This is a genomic window from Komagataeibacter sp. FNDCR2, assembly GCF_021295395.1.
Lineage (GTDB): Bacteria > Pseudomonadota > Alphaproteobacteria > Acetobacterales > Acetobacteraceae > Komagataeibacter.
Window position 1 is genome coordinate 2127766 of the sequence record NZ_JAIWOU010000001.1, and the last position, 18892, is coordinate 2146657.

Here is an 18892-nt window from a genome sequence, read left to right on the forward strand (position 1 = left end):
TTATTATTAATTATTCATTGCAGTGCTGTCCATCATGTTTATCCATTTGCCTGCACTGTTTCCGGGGCGGGTATGTTCAGCGCACATGCAGGACCGTTACTGTCCGTTATGGATGGGCGGATAATATATGGAAGAACGTGCCCGATACATGCCCCCGCCGCGCGCCCCCCGCGCCGCGTTCGGCCCCGTATCCATCGCGCATGTCCGCAAGGGGCGTGTCGTTGCCTGGATCGGTGACGGTGGCGTAGTGGAATTCATGCCCGCGCAGGGTGGCGCCCGCGCGGCCTATGGCGCAGTCATGGCGCAGGGTGGCGGCGCGGTAGCCAAGGTTCATCCGGCGTGTGGCGAAGGACGTGGCATGGCCCAGCAGGCCGGTCATGCGATGGGTGTGGCCCGCTGCATCCGTCAGGCTTTCCCCCAGCACCATGAACCCCCCGCATTCCCCATGCACCGGCCGGGTGGTCGCGAAGCTGACCAGCGCGTGGCGGAAACGCGCCGCCGCCGCCAGTCGTCCCGCATGCAGTTCGGGGTAGCCGCCGGGCAGCCAGCAGGCATCGCAGTCTTCCGCCGGGCCTTCGTTACCGAGCGGGGAAAAGGAGTGGAGTTCCGCGCCCGCCGCGCGCCAGCCCGCCACGATATGGGCATAGAGAAAGGAAAAGGCCGCGTCGTTCGCCACCGCGATCCGCTGTCCCGGCGGGGGCAGGGCGGGCGTTGCGGCCTGCGTAGCCGTGATGGCGGGCGCCCGGGCGCAGGCGAGGATGGCGTCAAGATCCAGATCGCGTTCGGCCTGCGTGGCCAGCCGGTCGGCCAGCGCGGCCAGCCCGTCATGCTCGCGCGCCTGGACCAGCCCCAGGTGGCGTTCGGGCATCTGAAGCCCCGCATCGCGCCCGAACGCGCCCACAACCGGAATTCCGGTGGCGGTAATGGCCTGTGTCGCCATGGCGGCGTGCCGGGGCGAGCCGACACGGTTCAGGATCACGCCCGCGATCCGCACCGACGGGTTCAGCCGGGCAAAGCCCAGCGCCACCGCCGCCGCCGACTGGCCCTGCCCCGAAATGTCCACAACCAGCAGTACGGGCAGCGCATAGCGCGCGGCAATGTCCGATGGCGCGCCGCGCGCGTTCTCCGGGCCCAGCAACCCGTCGAACAGCCCCATGGAGGCTTCCGTCACCAGCAGGTCACAGCCATGGGCGGCCTCTGCCATGATGGTGTCCAGCAGGGGGGCCGACATGGCCCAGCTATCAAGGTTGGGGCTGGCGTGGCCGGTCAGGGCTTCATGAAAGGCGGGGTCGATATAGTCCGGTCCGGTCTTGGCCCCGCGCACGGCAATGCCCCGGCGGCGCAGGGCGGCCAGAATGGCCAGTGTCAGCGTGGTCTTGCCGCTGCCCGAGCGGGGTGCGGCGATCATCAGCCCTCGTGTCATCATGTCCGTTCCTGCTAAACCGGTGGCGACCGGAGCCATTCCTTACCCTGCTGGAAAAGAAGACCTCTCAGATGGAGCATACCCATACCAGCCTGCGCCGGGGCTGGACTACCGGCAGTTGCGCCACCGCCGCCGCCCGCGCCGCATGGAGCAGCCTGTGCGGGCTGGGGTTTCCCGATCCCGTCACCATTACCCTGCCGGGTGGCCAGCGCGTGGCCTTCGCGCTGGCCGCCCATGGCCAGGAGGGGGATAGCGCATGGGCGGCGGTGGTCAAGGACGCGGGCGATGACCCGGACGTGACCCATGGCGCGCATGTGCGCGTGGACGTGCGCCCGGCCCCACCGGGCAGCGGCGTCATTTTCCGCGCGGGCGCGGGGGTGGGCACCATCACGCTGCCGGGGCTGCCCCTGCCACCGGGGGAGCCCGCGATCAATCCCGTGCCCCGCCGCATGATCCGCGCGGCGCTGCGGGAGGTGACGGGGCACGAGCCGGATGCGGAGGTGACGGTTTCCATCGCGGGCGGGCAGGAAATGGCGCGCCATACGCTTAATGGCCGGCTGGGCATCGTGGGGGGGCTGTCCATTCTGGGCACCACCGGCATCGTGGTGCCGTTTTCCTGCGCCGCGTGGATCGACAGCATCCATCGCGGCGTGGACGTGGCCCGCGCGCTGGGGCTGGGGCATGTGGTGGGGTCAACGGGCAATGTGTCGGAACAGGCGGCGCGCGCGCTGTATGGCCTGCCGCAGGAAGCCATGCTGGAAATGGGGGATTTTGCCGGCGGCCTGCTGAAATACCTGCGCACGCACCCGGTCGGGCGCGTTACGGTGGCCGGTGGCGTGGCCAAGATGACCAAGCTGGCGCAGGGGTTCATGGACCTGCATTCGCGCCGGGGGCAGGCCGACATGGCGCGTCTGGCCGATCTGGCGCGCATGGCGGGGGCCACGGCGGCGCTGGCGGCGCAGGTCGCGCAGGCCCATTCGGTCGCGGCGGCCTTCGCGCTGGCCCGGCAGGCCGGGGTTGACCTGGGCCCGCCCGTGGCGCGGGGCGCATGGGCACAGGCGCGCGCTGTGCTGGCGGGGGCTGACTGCTTGCTGGACGTGCTGCTGTTCGACCGGGCGGGAAAGCTGGTGGCCCGGCATGGCCCCTGTCCCGTCACGGACTGAGGGCTGTGCGGCCGGGTGCCGGGGTCAGGAGCGGAAGCGACGGTGATAATCCGCGTCATACAGCGCGCTTTCACGGAAATCCTCTGTGCCCAGCGCGGGGCCGACCAGCACCAGCGCCGTGCGTTCCACCGGGTTGCGGGCAAGCTGGTCGCCTATGGTGGCCAGCGTGCCGCGCAGCACGAGCTGGTCGGGCCACGTGGCGCGTGCCACGATGGCGACCGGGCAGTCCGCGCCGTAAAGCGGGATGAGTTCGGCTACGATCCGGTCCAGCACATGAATGGCCAGATGGATGGCCAGCGTGGCCCCGGTCGCGCCGAAGGCGGCCAGCTTCTCACGCTCCGGCATGGCGGAAGCCCGGCCGCTCACCCGCGTCAGCACCACGCTCTGCGCCACTTCCGGCACCGTCAGCTCCCGCCCCAGCACCGAGGCGGCGGCAGCGAAGGCGGGCACGCCGGGTGTCATCGTCCATGGAATGCCGTGGCGGTCCAGCCTGCGGATCTGTTCGGCCACCGCGCTGTAAACCGACAGGTCGCCCGAATGCAGGCGCGCGATGTCCTGCCCCGCCGCGTGGGCCCTGATGTATTCCTGCTCGATCAGGTCCAGCGTAAGCGGCGCGGTGTCCACCAGCCGGGCATCGGGGGGGCAGTGTTCCAGCATTTCGGCGGGTACGATCGACCCCGCGTACAGGCAGACCGGGCACCGCGCCAGCAGGTCGCGCCCGCGAAGGGTCAGCAGGTCGGCGGCGCCGGGGCCCGCGCCGATGAAGTGTACGGTCATGCGTCATCTCCCTGTGCCATGGCACATGTTGCGTGGGTGCCGGTCATGCGCGGCACGATCAGTCCTGAATGCGCGCCCGCCGCCGCCAGCGCGCAGCCTTCCGCCACCGAGGCCACGCCCACCGCCGCCTGCGCGCGCGCGGAACGGGTGACGCAGCGCGGCTGGGCGGCCAGCAGTTCGGCGGGCGTGACGGCGCGCAGCCTCAGGCCCAGATGGGCCATGGCCGCCTGCAACCCGGTCTCGCGGTAGCGGAAGGCGGGCACGGCCACAAGATCCGCCTGCCGTCCGGCGCGCGCCTGCACGGCCCGGAGCAGGGCGATGATGTCGTGCATGTCGCACCCGCTGCGCAGGCCCAGCCCGGCCACGATCATGGCCGCGCGCCCCCGGCCCGGTGGACGGCGTAGGTGGTGACCCCCATGCCGGGGCGGAAGGCGTGAAAACGCCCGATCGGCTCCAGATGCTCCACCTGCATGCGGGTCAGCGTGCCGCCCCATTTCGCGTGCGCGGCCATGACCGCCGCCTCGCTTTCCAGCGTGACGGCATTGGCGACCAGCCGCCCATGGGCGGGCAGCACCTGCCATGCCGCATCGAGCATGCCGGGATTGCTCACGCCACCACCAATGAAAACGGCGTCGGGCGGGGGCAATCCATCGGCCAGCATCTGGCGCAGGATGTCGGGCGCGCTGCCAGCCACGACCCGCAGGGCCGGCACCCCGAGGTTGAGGGCGTTATGGGCGATCCGCGCGCCGCGCGTGGCGGATTTTTCAATGGCGATGGCGCGGTTGGCGGGGTGGCGCAGCATCCATTCAATGCCGATGGAGCCGGAACCGCCCCCAATATCCCACAGCATCTCCCCCCGGCGCGGGGCCAGGGCGGACAGGGTGGCGGCGCGGATTTCGCGCTTGGTGATCTGCCCGTCATGGGCGAACAGCCCGTCGGGCAGGCCACAGGCCAGCGGGATGACCAGTGCGTCACGGTCCGCCACGATCTCCAGCGCCATGAGGTTGAGCCGGGGCGGGAGCGGAGCGTCGTCTTCCGCCATCCGCGCGACCGTTGTGGTGTGGCGGGTCTGCCCCGGCCCGCCCAGCGCGCCGAGCACATGCATGACGGACGCCCCGAAACCACGCCCCAGCAGCCAGCGCGCGAAGGCTTGCGGCGTCCCTTCATCGGCGGACAGGACAACCAGCCTGCTCCCGGGTTGCAGGGCGGGGGCCACGGCTTCCATTGGGCGGCCGCACAGGGAATGGAGGCTGACATCCTGCTCCGCCCATCCCAGCAGGTTGCACGCCCGCGCCATGGCGGAGGGGGCGGGCAGGCAGGACATTTCCTCCATGGGCAGGTGGCGGCGCAGCGTGGCCCCGACCCCGAACACGAACGGATCCCCCGACGCCAGTACGCAGACCGGCCGACCGCGCCAGCCCAGCAGTTCCCGCACGCCATCGGCAAACGGGTGCGGCCACGCCAGCGTGCGGCCCGTGATCAGCGGCGCAGCCAGCGCGAGATGGCGCGCGCCCCCCACCACAAGCGCCGCCGCCCCGATCAGGGCGCGCGTGGCGGCGGGCAACCCCTCGACACCGTCTTCCCCAATGCCGATAACATGCAGCCATGGCGCATTCATGCGCCGACCACCGGCAGGGAAAAGGGGAAGGGATGCGGGTTCTCGTTCTGGGCGGCACGACGGAGGCCCGCATGCTGTACGGCCTGCTGGAAGGGCAGATGGCGCGCTTTGAAGTCACGGTCTCGCTGGCCGGGGCCACGCGCGCGCCGGTCCTGCCCGCGCTGGAGGTCCGCATCGGCGGGTTTGGCGGCGTGGAGGGCCTGCGGGCGTGGCTGGTGGCGCACCGCATCGACGCCGTGGTGGACGCGACGCATCCCTTCGCCGTACAGATGAGCGGCAATGCGGTACAGGCCTGCGCGCAGGCGGGTGTCTGCCTGCTGCGGGTGGAGCGCCCGGGCTGGACGCCGGTGGCGGGCGACCGCTGGACCATCGTGCCCGACATGGCGGCCGCGGCCCGCGCGCTGGGCACGACCCCGCGCCGCGTGCTGCTGACGGTGGGGCGCAAGGATCTGCTGCCGTTCCGGGATGCGGGGCCACATGACTGGCTGCTGCGCAGCGTGGACCGGCCCGACGCCAGCCTGCTGCCGCCCGGCGCGCGGGTGGTGCAGGCGCGCGGCCCCTTTGACGCGGCAGCGGAGGAAACCCTGCTGCGCACCGGGCGGATCGGGGTGATCGTGACCAAGAATTCCGGCGGCACCGCAACAGCGGGCAAGCTGGCCGCAGCCCGCGCGCTGGGGGTGGAGGTGATCATGGTGGCCCGCCCCCCGGTCGCACCCGCCGCCGTGGTGCCCGACGCGCTGGCCGCCATGGCGTGGCTGGAGCGGCTTTACGCGCACGGGGCATCCACCCGGCGGGAAGTGTAAAGCCATTTTTCCCCATCCGCCCGGGTGATGACATGGGTCAGCGGGCAGCCGATCAGAACCAGCGTGCTCATATCCACCTGTTCGGGGTCGGCATGGGTGATGTCGGTCAGGATGACCCGCTCATCCACCCGCCCGATGGCGCGGGCGAAGGCGACCGGCACCGTGCCGGGCAGGATGGTGCGCAACAGGTCGAAGGCTTCCCCCAACTGGTCCGGGCGCGCTTTCGAACGCGGGTTGTACAGCGCGATCACCAGCCCCGCCCGTGCCGCGGCCGCCAGCCTGCGATGGACCACTTCACGCGGCTTGAGGTTGTCGGACAGGGAAATGACGCAGAAATCCCCCCCCAGCGGCGCGCCCAGACGGGCGGCGGCGGCCAGCACGGCGGAAACGCCGGGAATGACCGTGACATCCACTTCGCGCCATGCGGCGGGGCCATGGTCAATCGCCTCGAACACCGCGCTGGCCATGCCGAATACGCCCGCGTCCCCGCCGGATACGACCGCCACGCTCCGCCCCGCCAGCGCCAGTTCCACCGCATGGCGGGCGCGCTCGATCTCCACGCGGTTGTCACTGGCATGGCGCACCACGTCCGGACCCGCCTCGACACGGGCGACATAGGGGGCGTAACCGATCAGGTCGGTCGCCTGCGCCAGCGCCATGGCGGCCTGCGGGGTCAACTGGTCCACGTTGCCGGGGCCAAGCCCGACGATGAAGATACGGCCCGTGCCGGCGGTCATCGTGCCGCCTCCCGGCCGGGGACGAGGATGATGGAGAAATAGGGGGCTGGCCCCTTCATGTCCGTCAGCTTCATGCAGCGCTGCTGCGGCTGTGTCGCGCGTTCGACATAGATCGCCCGCTCCTCGCGCCCGGCACGGCGCAGGGCGGTGCGCACTTTTTCAAGGTTGCGGCCCAGCTTCATGATGACGGCGGCATCCGCCTGCTCCAGCCGTGTGGTCAGGGTGTCCTCATCCAGCGTGCCGGGAATGACGCTCAGCACGTCATCCCCATGCACCATGGGGCGCTGCGCGGCGGACCAGCAGCCCGCCATGGCGGTAATGCCCGGTACCACCGTGCAGGTGAAACGCGGGTGCAGGCGGTCGAAAACATACATGGCCGAGCCGAACAGGAACGGATCCCCCTCGCACAGCAGGGCGACATCCCGCCCGGCCAGCAGATGGGTTGCGACATGTTCGGCGCACTCGTCGTAAAACGCGGCCATGCGGACCAGATAGGCGGGATCGCATAGCGGGACTTCCGTGGTGAACGGATAGGCGAAGCGCAGCCCCACCGCGTGGGGGGAGAGCATGTCCCCCGCGATCTGGCGGGCATGGCCGGGCCGGTCGTGGCGGCAGAACCACGCCGCCACCGTCGCTTCACGCAGCAGGCGCGCGGCCTTTACGGTCATGAGTTCGGGATCCCCCGGCCCCATGCCGAGGATGGACAGGTGGCCGGGTGTCATTCCGCCTCGCTCGCCAGCGCGTTGACGGTGGCCGCCGCCATGGCGCTGCCCCCCAGCCGCCCCCGCACAATGATGAAGGGCAGGTCACCGAACGCGGCAAGTGCTTCCTTGGATTCAGCAGCCCCCACGAAGCCCACCGGCATGCCGATCACCGCCGCCGGGCGCGGCGCGCCCGCGCGGATCAGTTCCAGCAGGTGGAACAGCGCCGTGGGCGCGTTGCCGATGGCGACGACCGCCCCCGCCAGATCATCGCCCCACAGATCCATGGCCGCCGCCGAACGGGTATTGCCGATTACCCTGGCGATGTCGGGCGTGCGCGGGTCGCGCAGGGTGCAGATGACCGGGTTGTCGGCAGGCAGGCGCGCGCGGGTGACGCCATGGGCGACCATGTTCGCATCGCACAGCACCGGCCGCCCGGCCACAAGGGCGGCGCGCGCGCTGGTGACGAAATCGGGCGACATGTGGATGGCCTTCGTCACATCCACCATGCCGCAGGCATGGATGATGCGTACGACCACGCGCGCTTCCTCGGCGCTCAGTCCGTCCAGATCGGCTTCGGCGCGGATAATGGCGAAGGAACGGGCATAGATCGCCGCCCCGTCATGGATGTAGTCGTACGGTTCCGTTTGCGCGGTCATGCCGGTCCAGTTCTCCCGTTCCGTGGCGTGGTGTCCTGATGCTGCGGGGTCCAGCCCCGCACGATCGGATGTATCTGTGCCAGTGAAAGCCCGATGTCTACAGGCGTATCGTCCGCCCGGCCATGCGGGCACAGGGCATAGCCCTGCGCCTGCGCCACCAGCGTGATGTCGGCGCGCGCCGGGTGGGCGCATCCCTTGGTGCAGCCCGAAACATGCAGGCTGACCCCATCGGGCAGGTCGGGCGCCAGATCCATCGCGTCCGCCACCACGTCGCGTGCGGCGCATGCGCAGCCCCGCGCGCCGATGCACGCCCATACGCGCAGGCGCGGGTCGTCCGCGCGGGTGATGAGGGCGTCAACGGGGGGTGGGGCCGCGCAGTCTTCCAGCACGACCGTGCGCCACGGGCCGATGCGCATATGCCCGTTGCCCGCGCTGTCGGCCCATCGCGCCACGGCTTCGAGCACGCTGGCGTCGATCGGGCCGGGGGGCAGGACCGCGCCCATGGCGTGGCCGGGCAGGGGACCGGCCAGCGGGGGCGCATGCGGGCCTGTGGCCGGGGCGGGACGGGTGGCGTCCAGCAGCCCGGCGCGGGCGAAGGCCGCGCGTGCCCGCGCCGGATCGCGCACGGTGCGCGCCGGGGGTTCCATGGCCGCGAGCGCATGGGCCAGCGACAGGACGATGGCGGCGACTTCCGCGCCCGCGCAGGAACAGGCCCGATCCCCACACGCCACCAGCCAGCCGCCGCCCTCGGCCCGCGCCACGATATCCGCCCGCAGCGTGCCCGCCGGGACATACCCGCCGCAATCGACCGCGATCAGGAACTTGGCGGGCAGGCCGCGTAACGTATCGGCGCCGGCAAGGGCGGCATCCAGCGCGCGGATGACATCTGGCGCGTCCGGCGCGGCCTGTGGGTCGATCCCGGCCAGAGGGGAGAGCAGCAGGCCACGCCGCGCCTCGGTCGCGGCATCTGCGCTGGCCAGCCCGGCATTGCCCATGTCGCGGGCGAAGGCGCGCGCGCTGTCGGGGGTCAGGCCGCGCAGTTGCAGGTTGCCCCGGCTGGTCAGTTCGATCAGCCCGTTGCCATACTGGCGGGCCGCCCGTGCGATGTGGCGGGCCTGCGCGGTGGACAGGCGGCCCAGCGGCGGGCGCACGCGCACCAGCCAGCCATCGGCGGCCTCCATGGGGGTGTGCAGGCCGGGGCACCAGCCGCGTATGCCGGGGGGTACGGTCATGGCGCGGGGTCAAGCAGCAGGGCGGCGCTGTTGCTGCGCGGCCGCCACAGGTCGCGCCGCATGGCGTCGGCCAGCAGGCGGCGGATGGCGGCGTGGGCGTCGGGATTGGTTTCGCGCATGAAGGCATCCATTTCCGGGTCATCAAGCAGGGCGGCGAAGGTCAGGTCGAACTGCCGGTCGAAGCGCGCGGGCACGGTCGCGGCAAAGCCATGCAGCGCCGCCATGCCGCGCGCGATCTCGGCCGTGCCGCGATAGCCGTGGCGGCGCATGCCCGCAAGCCATGCCGGGTTGGCCAGCCGCCCGCGCACCACCCGGGCCACTTCCTGCGCCGTGGCGCGCAGGCGCGGGGTTTCGGGGCGGGAAGTATCGCCATGCAGCAGGCGGGGCGCATTGCCCAGCATGTCCGCCGCCGCCGCCATGCCGCCTTCATGCGTGGCCATGTCGGCGCTTTCGAGAATATCGGTTTCGGCATGGTCCTGCACATGCAGCAGCACGCCGGCCTGCGCCATGCGCTGGGCCAGCGCCTGCGCGTCCTGCCCGCCTTCGCGCCCGCCGCCATAGGTCCATGCCGAACCGTCCAGCCATGCCTGCCCCAGTTCGGCGGGCGTGCGCCACGCGCCACTGGCCAGCGGGTCTTCCACGCCGGTGCCGTAGGCGCCGGGGGCCGCGCCAAACATGCGCGCGGTCGCGGCGCGGCGGGCTTCGGCCTGTAGCCCGGCGGTGCTGGCGGCCAGCGGGTTGAGGTCGGGCGCTTCGAAATCACGTTCGGCCACGGCCTGCACCGCCTGTTCGAACAGGGCGATCTGGCCGGGGAATGCATCACGGAACAGGCCGGACAGGCGCAGCGTCACATCCACGCGCGGGCGGCCCAGCTCGGCCATGGGAATGATCGTGATGCCGCTGACCCGGCCCGATGCGCCATCCCATACCGGGCGCACCCCCATGAGCAGCAGGGCCAGGGCCAGATCCTCGCCCCCCGTGCGCAGGCTGGCCGATCCCCACAGGTCGATGACAAGGCTGCGCAGCGGCTCGCCCTGATCCTGCAGATGCCCCTCCAGCAGCACGGCCGCCGTGCGTTCGGCCAGTACCAGCGCCGAACGGGTGGGAATGGCGCGCGGATCCGTGGCGTACAGGTTGCGCCCGGTGGGCAGCACGTCGGCGCGGCCGCGCGTGGGCGCGCCCGCCGGACCCGCGGGAATGAACCGGCCATCAAGGGCCGCGAGCAGCGCATGGCGTTCCGCCCCGCCGCATTCATGCAGGCGGGTGGCGATCGCGTCGGGCGCGACGCCGCCGCACGAGCGCGCGATGGCCCGCGCCAGTTCGCCCGCGCGCGGGGGCGGGTGGCCAAACACATGCAGCCCGTCGCGGATCTGCAGATCCTTGACATCACACAGATAGGCATCGAGCCGGGCGAGGGCCTCGTCCTCGTCATCGGTGCGGGTCATGCCGCTTTCGCCCAGCAGGCCGATACTGTCGGCGCGTTGCAGGATCTCGCCGCGCAGGATCGCCCCGCGCCTGCGGTCCAGGCCGTCGGCGGCGGCATATTCATCAATCAGGCGTTCCAGTTCGCCCGTATCCGCCCCGGATGTCCCGGCGGGCACGATGGGGGGCGTCATGTGGCCGATGGTGACCGCCCCCAGCCTGCGCCGCGCTGCGCAGGCCTCACCGGGATTGTTGACGATAAACGGGTAGATCACCGGCAGCCCGCCCACCAGAACCGATGGCCAGCATGTGGCGGAGGGGGCCGCCGCCTTGCCGGGCAGCCATTCCAGCGTGCCATGTGTGCCCAGATGTACCATGGCGTGCAGACCGGCGTCATGGCGCAACCACAGGTAGAAGGCGACATAGGCATGCCGGGGTGGGGTGTCGGGATCATGGTACCCGGCATGGCGGTCGCCGGTTGCGCCACGGTCGGGCTGGAGCGCCATCAGGACATGCCCCGCCCGCAGGTGGCGCAGGTGGAACTGGCCGCCCATGCATGCTGGGTCGTCTTCCGGCGCGCCCCAGCAGGCGGCCAGTGCATCCCGCAGGTGCGTGGGCAGCGCGTCCAGCCACTGGCGATAGGTGGCCACGGACACGAAGGGGCGCGCGGGCGCGCGGACCAGTGCATGGGCAAGCTGTTCCGCGTTGGGGAGGGGGGACGCACCCGTGTCGTACCCCGCCCCGCGCAGCAGGTGGAGGATGTGTTCAAGGCTTGCGAAACTGTCCAGCCCCACGGCATGGGCGGCCTGCCCGGTGGGCACGCCCTGCGCGCCGGGATAGTCGGACAGGATGATGCCGACCCGCCGCGCGGCGGGCGCGGTATGCCCCAGCCGCGCCCATCCCGCCGCGCGGGCGCAGGTCAGTTCTATGCCGGGGGCGTAGGGCGCATGGCGGGGCGGCAGGTCGGGGGCCGTTTCCTCCTTGAAGGAGATGGGGCAGGCGGGAATGCGGCCATCGAGTTCGGGCAGCACCACCTGCATCGCCAGATCCGCCTGCGACAGTCCGCGCGTGCTGTCGCGCCATGTCGCGTGGGCGATGCCGGGCTGCTGCGCCTGCAACACGGGCACCCCCGCCAGATCGAGCGGGGAATGGCTGTCCGGCCCGCCTTGCGTGGAAAAGAAGGTGGCGTTGACGATGACATCGGGCGGGGCCTGCGCGATCCGCGCCGTCACCACCCGGGCCGAAGCCGGATCCTTGAGCGACGTGACATAAAGCAGGTCCGCCCCGATGCCCTGGCGCGCCAGTCCGGTGGCCAGCGCCGTAATGGGGGCGATGTCACCGGCCAGCAGGTGCGCGCGGTAGAACACCACCATCGCGCGCAGGGGCAGGGCGGGGTCCGCCGCGTGCAGCAGGTCCGCCGCGGGAAGTTCCACGGGCTGGACGCCGTCATCCGCCCCGCGCCCGGCCAGATGCGCCATGAGCCGCAGGGCGGTGGCCATGTTCGCACTCCCGCCCGTGCGCAGCAGGCGCTCAAGCCGGGCGAGCAGGTCGTCCGCCACGGTGGACAGCCGGGCAAGGCGGGGGTCGTCACGCCCGTCACCGGCGACGAAGGCCAGCGCAATCCCGGCCTCCCGGCAGGCGCGGGCCAGTTCCTCCGCCCCGTAGCGCCAGTATTCCACCCCCCCGAGCAGCCGGACCACCACGCAGCGCGATTCCATGATGGTGCCGGCTACGTACAGGTCGATGGACATGGGATGCAGCAGTCGCGACAGGCTGGCGGTGCGCAGGCTCGCGCCGGGGGCGGCCTGTGCCCCATGCGCGGCGTTCAGGCACAGCAGGTCGCTGTCCGAAAAGGACAGGAACACGATATCCGCCGGGGCATGCCCCAGATCTTCCGCCTGATCGCCGTCATCCAGCGTGCGCACCTCACGTGCCAGCAGATGCATGGTGGCTACCCCGTTTCGCTGCCGCTTCCCCGCGCTTTACGCCTGCGCCAGCGCGGCCGCAATGGCGGCGTGGTCCATGCCCTTGCACCCGATCACCACCAGGTCGCCCGTGCGCGGCGCATCCTTGGCGAGGGGACGGTCGAACTGGTGGCGGAAGCGGCTGCCCACGCCCTGTACCGCCAGCCGCATCGGCTTGCCGCGCACGGTGGCGTACCCCTTCATGCGCAGGATGTCGTGCTGTTCGGCCAGCGCCTTCAGGCGGTCGATGAAGCCCTCCACGCTGTCCTGTTCGGGAAGGGGAAGGACGAAGCTTTCAAAATCATCATGTTCATGTTCGCCGCCTTCCGCATCATGGTGGGAAGGGCGCGCGGCCAGGTCATCTTCCGCCGCCGCGTCAAGGCCGAGCAGGATGGCCGGATCCACCTGCCCGTCGGTCGCGCGCACGATCTTGACGGCGCGCGGCACCTCGGCGCGGATGGCGGTCTCCACCGTGTCGGCCTGCGCGGGGGTCAGCAGGTCCGACTTGTTCAGCACGATCAGGTCGGCGCACAGAAGTTGGTCCTCATACACTTCGGCCAGCGGGTTGTCGTGGTCGAGGGAGGGATCCGCCGCCTGCTGGCGCGCGACCTCCGCCGGGTCATCGGCAAAGCGGCCACCGGCCACGGCGGGACCGTCCACCACCGTCACCACGCCATCCACCGTCATGCGGGTGCGGATGGTGGGCCAGCCGAACGCCTTGAGCAGCGGCTTGGGCAGCGCCAGCCCCGATGTCTCGATCACGATATGGTCGGGTGGGGTCGGGCGGTCGAGCAGGGCTTCCATGGTGGGCAGGAAGTCGTCCGCCACGGTGCAGCACAGGCAGCCATTGGTCAGTTCGACAATATCGTCATCACCGCAGCCTTCGATGCCACAGGCGCGCAGCGTGTCGCCATCAATGCCCAGCGTGCCGAATTCGTTCACGACAATGGCGATGCGCCTGCCCCGGGCATTGGCCAGCACATGGCGCAGCAGCGTGGTCTTGCCCGCGCCCAGAAAGCCGGTGATGACGGTAACGGGCACCTTGGCGCGCGCCGTGGCGGAAGTGTTCATGGCGATCAGGCTCCAGAAAAAAGGGAAGCGGGAAAGCGTCCGCGCACCATGTCCGACAGGCTGGCCGGGCGGCGCGAGGGCATGACGGTACCACTGCGTGACGTGGCGTAGGCGGCGATGTAGGTAAGCAGGTCCGCCGCCTTCTCCGGGCCGAGACCCGCCAGCAGCCAGCCCCATTTGCCTGGCGTGGCGACCACGGCGGCACAACCGCTGTCACACATGGCCAGGCAGTTGACCGCATGCACCACGATTTCCGGGTTGCCGGTAGCCAGCGCGGCCAGCGCATCGTGCAACTGGCGGCCCTGCGGGCTGTCCGACGCGGGCAGGCCACGGCGGCAGGTCACGCAGACATGCACATGCACGGGTGACACGTCCGGTGGCCGTTGCGCTGGCGGCTGTTGCGTGGGTGTGCTCATGCTCCATGCCCTTTCGCGGCATTGCTGCGCGCAGGCAGCCATACAAGGCGGGGTGCATGGTGACACGGCGCCACGCCGCGCGGGAACGGCGGGTGGCCCATCGCGTGCCGGGCACCCCGCCAGCCATGCGATCAGATTCGGTTCCGGCCCGGCCATGATGGTATGGCGCGGCGCCTGATGGCAGGTCTCCTGACTTGTGGCGCAGGGGTGAACCCCTCATTCCGGCGGCCTTCCCGGCCCCGGGATCCGGGACCAGTGACACTACCAGCCCCGTGGCGGGGCGGGCCGGAAAACAGCCACCTACAGTTGCGGGGGCAGTGACGGCCTTGCCCGTGGGCGCACCGTCTTCCCTATTCTCCCGGTGAAGGGAACCATCAGGCGCGGATTTAGACGATTGTGCGCCCCCCTGTCAAAGACCGTCCGGCGGCGCGCCGGTCATGGCCACGCGCCACGTCGCGTGGCGTGTCAGCACCGTGCGGCTGCGGGGCGCGATATCCAGATGCGACAGCATGCGGGCCGTACCGCCAAGGGCCGCGACCACGATGGCCCTGACCACCGTGGCGTCGGCCAGCGCGCTCAGGCGGGGCGGGGTGGGGGGAAGTGCCGCCAGCCACACCGCCACGCGGTGCAGGAGTTCCGTCCGGCTTTCCCCGCCGGGCGGCGCGAAGTCGGGGTCGGAAACCCAGCGCGCCAGATCGGCGGCGGGCAGGTCACGAAGCGCGCGGCCCCGCCATTCCCCCATGGCGGCCGCGCGTAGGGCGGGGGCAGGGTGGAACGGGCCGGTCATGCCGTGGGGGGGCGATTCGGGCGGCCACGACTCGATAGGCAGCAATGTCAGGTCGGCATCGGGCAGGTGGGCCGGAACATCCGCCCCCAGGCCGGGGGACGTCCCATCGGGGAAGATACCCCGGCGCAGGCAGTCGGGCGCGGGCAGGGCAAGGCAGGTCAGGATCTGGTGCATCAACAGGCGCCCCGCGTGTGGGGAAAGGGTGAGGTCCGCAATGTGACGATTGACCTTCCAGGCTGATTATTGGAAACATGACGCCAGATCCGGTTATGGACGGGTGTGGCACGCCATGCCATGGTCCATGCATACTGCTCCGGGTCGTGCCTGATCCATGGAGTTTTCCAGTATGAGCCAAGATACATCCGCCCTGTCCGCCGGTCGCATCGCCGCACCGCAGGTTTCCATCCCGGTTCGCGACCTGCTGCCGTGGGGTGTGTTCGGGCTGGTTCTGGCCTCGCTGCTGCTTTACTTCGTCGGGGCCGAACAGGGGGCGACCTCGCTCGTATCGGGCCATTACGTGCATGAATTCGTGCATGACGGCCGCCACCTGCTGGGCTTCCCCTGCCACTGATCCGCGCGGGCCGGTAGGGCGCGGGGCCCCAGCGCCCCATGCGCCGCCCTGATTACTGAACGGCATTTCCGGTGGGAAATGCCGTTTTTCGTTCAGGCCACGTCAACCACGGCGCGGCCACGGACATGACCGGCCAGAATGCGGGGCGCCAGCCCGATGGCGTCGGCCAGCGTCACGTCATGCAGCATGCTGTCCAGCAGCGTGGGGTCGATGTCGCGCGCAAGCCGCGCCCATGCCGTCATGCGCCGGGGGCGGGGGCACATCACGCTGTCGATTCCCTGCAGGCGCACGTTGCGCAGGATAAAGGGCGCCACCGTAAGCGGCAGCGCCATGTCCGCCGCCAGCCCGCACGCCGCCACCGTGCCGCCGTACTGGATGGACGCGCACATGCTGGCCAGCGCAGTCCCCCCCACCACATCGATGCCCCCCGCCCAGCGTGTGCGTTCCAGCGGCTTTCCGGTAGGGGCCAGCGCCTCACGCGGCAGGATTTCGCTGGCGCCCAGGCTGGTCAGATAGGCATGAAGCTGCGGGCGACCCGTCACCGCCACGACCTGAAACCCCAGCCGCGCCAGCAGCATGATGGCCATGCCGCCAACCCCCCCGCCCGCGCCGGTCACGATAACCGGGCCACTGGCGGGGGTCAGGCCCCCTTCCTCCAGAGCCATGATGCACAGCATGGCCGTCAGGCCCGCCGTGCCGATTCCCATCACCTGGCGCGAGGACAGGCCGGCGGGTTGCGGCAGGAGCCACCGTCCCGGCAGCCGCGCCACCTGTGACAGGCCGCCCCAGTGGCTTTCCCCCAGCCCCCAGCCGGTGGCGATGACCCGGTCCCCCACGCGGTAGAGGGGATCGCTCGATGCGCTGACGCGACCGGCCAGGTCGATGCCCGGTATCATGGGAAACCGCCGGACCACCGGCACGCCCCGGGTAATGGCCAGCGCATCCTTGTAATTGAGGCAGGAATGATCGACGGCCACCGTCACGTCACCCTCCGGCAGGGCCGTGGGGTCAACCTGTTCCAGCCGCGTCGTGGGCGTATCGGTGGTGCGGGTGATCATCAGGGCCTTGAACATGGGGGTGGGCTTCCTCGGTCGTGTGTACGGGTGTGGGTCGGGGCCGGCAGGGCCGTGCCTTTCATGCAGTATTCAGGCAGGCTTGCCTATTCAAAGCCACCGCCCTTCGCAGGAACGTGAAAGGAAAGGATTGCGAAAAATCGTGATGACAGAAGGAATTTTTTAAAGACCACCCGGTCCGCCCGCGGGGCGCGCGGGCGATCGTGACCACGTCCCTCCCCGATGGGGGAATGCGCAGGGCTGGTGTGATTTTCGCACGCTTCTCCGGGGCCGGGCGGTGTGGTGTGCTGATTATTCAGCCACGATCTGTACAGGCAGGAGGCATCCGATGTCCGACGTTAGAGTATCTTCGTTCTCGGCTCTTTCATCCATGAATGCGCTCTGGCAGGCCCGCTACGGCACGCCGCCGCCCGCCACCCCCCTGCCCGAAAGCCCGGTGGCGCGCAGCCTCATGATGCACCGCTCCGTGCGCCGCTTCAGCCCCACCCCCTTGCCCGATGGCGTGCTGGAAGCCGCCGTGGCCGCCGCGCAGTCGGCCGCGACATCGTGCAACCTGCAGGCATGGAGCGTCATTGCCGTGCATGACGCCGCCCGCCGCGCGCGGCTTGCGAAGCTGGCGGGGGAGCAGGACTTCATCACGCAGGCGCCGCTGTTCCTTGTATGGATTGCCGACCTGTCGCGGCTGGAGCATGTGGGGCAGGCGCGGGGCCGGGAACTGCCGGGGCTGGACTGCCTGGATACGTTCGTGGCCAGCGTGATGGATACGGCGCTGGCGGCGCAGAACGCGGCGGCCACGTTTGAATCCTACGGGCTGGGCACCGTGTACGTGGGCGCCGTGCGCAACCAGCCGGAGGCCTTCGCCGCCGAACTGGGCCTGCCGCCGCGCACGGTGGCCATATCGGGCATGAGCGTCGGCTACCCGGACCGCAAGCACCCCACCGCCATCAGGCCGCGCCTGCCGCAGCCCGCCGTCCTGCATGCCGAACGTTATGACGCCGCCGCCGCGAACGACCCCGCCACCATCGCCGCCTATGACGGGCGGCTGCACGCCGCCCGTGTCAGCCAGGGCCTGCCCGCGCGTGACTGGAGCGAGAGCGTGCTGGCCCGGATGGGGGATGTCGCGGCGCTTCATGGCCGTGAGCACCTGCCCCGCACCCTGCGAAGCCTCGGTTTTGTGCTGGGTCAGGAATGAAAGCAGGGGTCCTGTGCTGCTGGCGGGGTTGACCGGCGGAATGTTCTGGTGAACTTCTGCTAGCGCTGCCCGCGCGTGATGGCGGGCAGGAGCGCGCTCTGTGTATCGCGCCAGCGCCACGATGAAAGAGAAATAACGGCTATGGACAGCGCCACGACCCTTCCCTTCACGCTCTCCCCCAGCACTTCGCCGGTCCCGCCGCAGCGCCGGGCGGAGATTCTGGCCAATCCCGGTTTTGGGCGTGTCTTTACCGATAACATGGTCGTTATCCGTTATGAGGAAGGCAAGGGGTGGCATGACGCCCGCGTGCAGCCCTATGCGCCGCTGTCACTGGATCCGGCGGCGGCGGTGCTGCATTACGCGCAGGAAATTTTCGAGGGGATGAAAGCCTACCGCACGGCGGAGGGACACATCACCCTGTTCCGCCCCTACGCCAATGCGGCGCGCTTTCGCAAATCGGCCGAACGGCTGGCCATGGCGCAGGTGCCCGAGGATCTTTTTGTCGAGGCGGTGCGCCAGCTTGTGCGTATCGACGCCGCATGGGTGCCCGGCAACCCCGATGAGAGCCTGTACATCCGTCCCTACATGATCGCGAATGAGACGTTCCTGGGTGTAAAGCCCGCCTCGCAGTACCTGTTCATGGTCATTGCCTCGCCCGTGGGGGCCTATTTCGGGGAAGAGGCGGTCAGCGTGTGGGTGTCCGACTTCTGCCGCGCCGCCCCCGGCGGCACGGGTGAGGCCAAATGCGGCGGCAATTACGCCGCCAGCCTTCTGGCCCAGCAGGAAGCCAAGGGGCATGGCTGCGCGCAGGTGCTGTTCCTTGATGCGGTCGAGCGCCGCTGGATCGAGGAAATGGGCGGCATGAACGTGTTCTTCGTGTTCGATGACGGCTCCATCGCCACCCCGCCGCTGACCGGCACGATCCTGCGCGGCATCACGCGTGATTCGCTGCTGACGCTGGCGCGCGGCATGGGCCTGGACGTGCGTGAGGAACGCTACGCCATCGACCAGCTTTACGCCGATGCCGCGTCGGGCCGCCTGAAGGAAGTGTTCGCCTGCGGCACGGCGGCGGTGGTCTCGCCCATCGGGCGTTTCCGGGGGCGTAAGGGGGAAGCCGTGATTGGCGCTGGCGCGGGCATCGGCCCCGTTACCGAAAAGCTGCGTAACGCCCTGATCGGCATCCAGCGCGGCACGGCCCCCGACCCGCATGGCTGGGTGGAAAAGGTTCTCTGAGCTGTAAATTGCACGAAATGCCGCCCCCCGCATGCGGTGCGACAGATATT

General features: G+C 70.2%; 18 protein-coding genes and 1 riboswitch. Of the genes, 5 read left to right on the top strand and 13 right to left on the bottom strand.

The genetic code is table 11. From position 1 onward, the window contains the following. Nucleotides 1–106 precede the first annotated feature (106 nt). Nucleotides 107–1426: a cobyrinate a,c-diamide synthase gene (locus LDL28_RS10115; RefSeq protein WP_233058431.1), complete on the bottom strand. Its 1320-nt coding sequence runs from the start codon at nt 1424–1426 to the stop codon at nt 107–109. Between the two features lie 68 nt (nt 1427–1494). Here LDL28_RS10115 and LDL28_RS10120 point away from each other — a divergent pair, with 68 nt between their 5' ends. Next, the gene (locus LDL28_RS10120; protein WP_233058432.1) at nt 1495–2586 is read left to right on the top strand and encodes a cobalt-precorrin-5B (C(1))-methyltransferase; all 1092 of its coding nucleotides are present in this window, start codon (nt 1495–1497) and stop codon (nt 2584–2586) included. A 24-nt stretch (nt 2587–2610) separates the two neighbouring features. Here LDL28_RS10120 and cobM read toward each other — a convergent pair whose 3' ends face one another. Genes cobM through cbiE form a run of 3 tightly spaced genes read right to left on the bottom strand, consistent with a single transcriptional unit; the run spans nt 2611 to nt 4981 of the window. Beyond that, a complete protein-coding gene (gene cobM, locus LDL28_RS10125) occupies nt 2611–3363 on the bottom strand; it encodes a precorrin-4 C(11)-methyltransferase (protein WP_233058433.1) in 753 nt (250 codons plus the stop codon). Then, entirely contained in the window at nt 3360–3734 is a 375-nt protein-coding gene (locus tag LDL28_RS10130) for a cobalamin biosynthesis protein (protein WP_233058434.1), read from the bottom strand. Before LDL28_RS10130 ends, cobM begins: the two co-directional genes overlap by 4 nt. Further along, nucleotides 3731–4981, bottom strand: coding sequence for a precorrin-6y C5,15-methyltransferase (decarboxylating) subunit CbiE (gene cbiE, locus LDL28_RS10135; protein WP_233058435.1), 1251 nt, complete (start codon nt 4979–4981; stop codon nt 3731–3733). Before cbiE ends, LDL28_RS10130 begins: the two co-directional genes overlap by 4 nt. Nucleotides 4982–5013: 32 nt before the next feature. Between cbiE and LDL28_RS10140 the strand changes: the two genes are divergently transcribed. Continuing rightward, on the top strand, nt 5014–5784 hold the full coding sequence (locus LDL28_RS10140) for a cobalt-precorrin-6A reductase (protein ID WP_233058436.1): 771 nt from the start codon (nt 5014–5016) through the stop codon (nt 5782–5784). Here the strand turns inward: LDL28_RS10140 and cobJ are convergent. The 8 genes from cobJ to LDL28_RS10180 form a co-directional block, all read right to left on the bottom strand. Continuing rightward, a complete protein-coding gene (cobJ, locus tag LDL28_RS10145) occupies nt 5748–6521 on the bottom strand; it encodes a precorrin-3B C(17)-methyltransferase (protein ID WP_233058437.1) in 774 nt (257 codons plus the stop codon). The genes LDL28_RS10140 and cobJ overlap by 37 nt on opposite strands. Next, a complete protein-coding gene (locus LDL28_RS10150; protein WP_233058438.1) occupies nt 6518–7243 on the bottom strand; it encodes a precorrin-2 C(20)-methyltransferase in 726 nt (241 codons plus the stop codon). Before LDL28_RS10150 ends, cobJ begins: the two co-directional genes overlap by 4 nt. Continuing rightward, nucleotides 7240–7881, bottom strand: a complete 642-nt coding sequence (locus tag LDL28_RS10155) for a precorrin-8X methylmutase (protein WP_233058439.1) — start codon at nt 7879–7881, stop codon at nt 7240–7242. Before LDL28_RS10155 ends, LDL28_RS10150 begins: the two co-directional genes overlap by 4 nt. Beyond that, nucleotides 7878–9113, bottom strand: a complete 1236-nt coding sequence (gene cobG, locus LDL28_RS10160; protein WP_233058440.1) for a precorrin-3B synthase — start codon at nt 9111–9113, stop codon at nt 7878–7880. Before cobG ends, LDL28_RS10155 begins: the two co-directional genes overlap by 4 nt. Then, nucleotides 9110–12481, bottom strand: a complete 3372-nt coding sequence (cobN, locus tag LDL28_RS10165; protein WP_233058441.1) for a cobaltochelatase subunit CobN — start codon at nt 12479–12481, stop codon at nt 9110–9112. Before cobN ends, cobG begins: the two co-directional genes overlap by 4 nt. Nucleotides 12482–12517: 36 nt before the next feature. Further along, the gene (cobW, locus tag LDL28_RS10170) at nt 12518–13570 is read right to left on the bottom strand and encodes a cobalamin biosynthesis protein CobW (protein WP_233058442.1); all 1053 of its coding nucleotides are present in this window, start codon (nt 13568–13570) and stop codon (nt 12518–12520) included. A 5-nt stretch (nt 13571–13575) separates the two neighbouring features. Continuing rightward, nucleotides 13576–13986, bottom strand: coding sequence for a DUF1636 domain-containing protein (locus LDL28_RS10175; protein ID WP_233058443.1), 411 nt, complete (start codon nt 13984–13986; stop codon nt 13576–13578). A gap of 161 nt (nt 13987–14147) precedes the next feature. Continuing rightward, a riboswitch (cobalamin riboswitch) is annotated at nt 14148–14377 on the bottom strand. Between the two features lie 18 nt (nt 14378–14395). Next, complete coding sequence (locus tag LDL28_RS10180; RefSeq protein ID WP_233059264.1) at nt 14396–14947, bottom strand: histidine phosphatase family protein; 552 nt, start codon at nt 14945–14947, stop codon at nt 14396–14398. Between the two features lie 172 nt (nt 14948–15119). On the opposite strand from LDL28_RS10180, the gene LDL28_RS10185 reads away from it, so the two are divergent. Continuing rightward, entirely contained in the window at nt 15120–15344 is a 225-nt protein-coding gene (locus tag LDL28_RS10185) for a CbtB domain-containing protein (protein ID WP_233058444.1), read from the top strand. A gap of 92 nt (nt 15345–15436) precedes the next feature. On the opposite strand, the gene LDL28_RS10190 is transcribed toward LDL28_RS10185, so the two are convergent. Then, a complete protein-coding gene (locus LDL28_RS10190) occupies nt 15437–16417 on the bottom strand; it encodes an MDR family oxidoreductase (RefSeq protein WP_233058445.1) in 981 nt (326 codons plus the stop codon). 328 nt (nt 16418–16745) lie between these two features. On the opposite strand from LDL28_RS10190, the gene LDL28_RS10195 reads away from it, so the two are divergent. Continuing rightward, entirely contained in the window at nt 16746–17609 is an 864-nt protein-coding gene (locus LDL28_RS10195; protein WP_233058446.1) for a nitroreductase family protein, read from the top strand. A 141-nt stretch (nt 17610–17750) separates the two neighbouring features. Next, nucleotides 17751–18842, top strand: a complete 1092-nt coding sequence (locus tag LDL28_RS10200; protein ID WP_233058447.1) for a branched-chain amino acid aminotransferase — start codon at nt 17751–17753, stop codon at nt 18840–18842. Nucleotides 18843–18892: the final 50 nt, after the last annotated feature.

Excerpts from the sequence above, each read along its gene's own strand:
- LDL28_RS10115 (WP_233058431.1), bottom strand. The coding sequence starts at position 1,426 with ATGATGACACGAGGGCTGATGATCGCCGCACCCCGCTCGGGCAGCGGC.
- LDL28_RS10120 (WP_233058432.1), top strand. The coding sequence starts at position 1,495 with ATGGAGCATACCCATACCAGCCTGCGCCGGGGCTGGACTACCGGCAGT.
- cobM (WP_233058433.1), bottom strand. The coding sequence starts at position 3,363 with ATGACCGTACACTTCATCGGCGCGGGCCCCGGCGCCGCCGACCTGCTG.
- LDL28_RS10130 (WP_233058434.1), bottom strand. The coding sequence starts at position 3,734 with ATGATCGTGGCCGGGCTGGGCCTGCGCAGCGGGTGCGACATGCACGAC.
- cbiE (WP_233058435.1), bottom strand. The coding sequence starts at position 4,981 with ATGAATGCGCCATGGCTGCATGTTATCGGCATTGGGGAAGACGGTGTC.
- LDL28_RS10140 (WP_233058436.1), top strand. The coding sequence starts at position 5,014 with ATGCGGGTTCTCGTTCTGGGCGGCACGACGGAGGCCCGCATGCTGTAC.
- cobJ (WP_233058437.1), bottom strand. The coding sequence starts at position 6,521 with ATGACCGCCGGCACGGGCCGTATCTTCATCGTCGGGCTTGGCCCCGGC.
- LDL28_RS10150 (WP_233058438.1), bottom strand. The coding sequence starts at position 7,243 with ATGACACCCGGCCACCTGTCCATCCTCGGCATGGGGCCGGGGGATCCC.
- LDL28_RS10155 (WP_233058439.1), bottom strand. The coding sequence starts at position 7,881 with ATGACCGCGCAAACGGAACCGTACGACTACATCCATGACGGGGCGGCG.
- cobG (WP_233058440.1), bottom strand. The coding sequence starts at position 9,113 with ATGACCGTACCCCCCGGCATACGCGGCTGGTGCCCCGGCCTGCACACC.
- cobN (WP_233058441.1), bottom strand. The coding sequence starts at position 12,481 with ATGCATCTGCTGGCACGTGAGGTGCGCACGCTGGATGACGGCGATCAG.
- cobW (WP_233058442.1), bottom strand. The coding sequence starts at position 13,570 with ATGAACACTTCCGCCACGGCGCGCGCCAAGGTGCCCGTTACCGTCATC.
- LDL28_RS10175 (WP_233058443.1), bottom strand. The coding sequence starts at position 13,986 with ATGAGCACACCCACGCAACAGCCGCCAGCGCAACGGCCACCGGACGTG.
- LDL28_RS10180 (WP_233059264.1), bottom strand. The coding sequence starts at position 14,947 with ATGCACCAGATCCTGACCTGCCTTGCCCTGCCCGCGCCCGACTGCCTG.
- LDL28_RS10185 (WP_233058444.1), top strand. The coding sequence starts at position 15,120 with ATGAGCCAAGATACATCCGCCCTGTCCGCCGGTCGCATCGCCGCACCG.
- LDL28_RS10190 (WP_233058445.1), bottom strand. The coding sequence starts at position 16,417 with ATGTTCAAGGCCCTGATGATCACCCGCACCACCGATACGCCCACGACG.
- LDL28_RS10195 (WP_233058446.1), top strand. The coding sequence starts at position 16,746 with ATGTCCGACGTTAGAGTATCTTCGTTCTCGGCTCTTTCATCCATGAAT.
- LDL28_RS10200 (WP_233058447.1), top strand. The coding sequence starts at position 17,751 with ATGGACAGCGCCACGACCCTTCCCTTCACGCTCTCCCCCAGCACTTCG.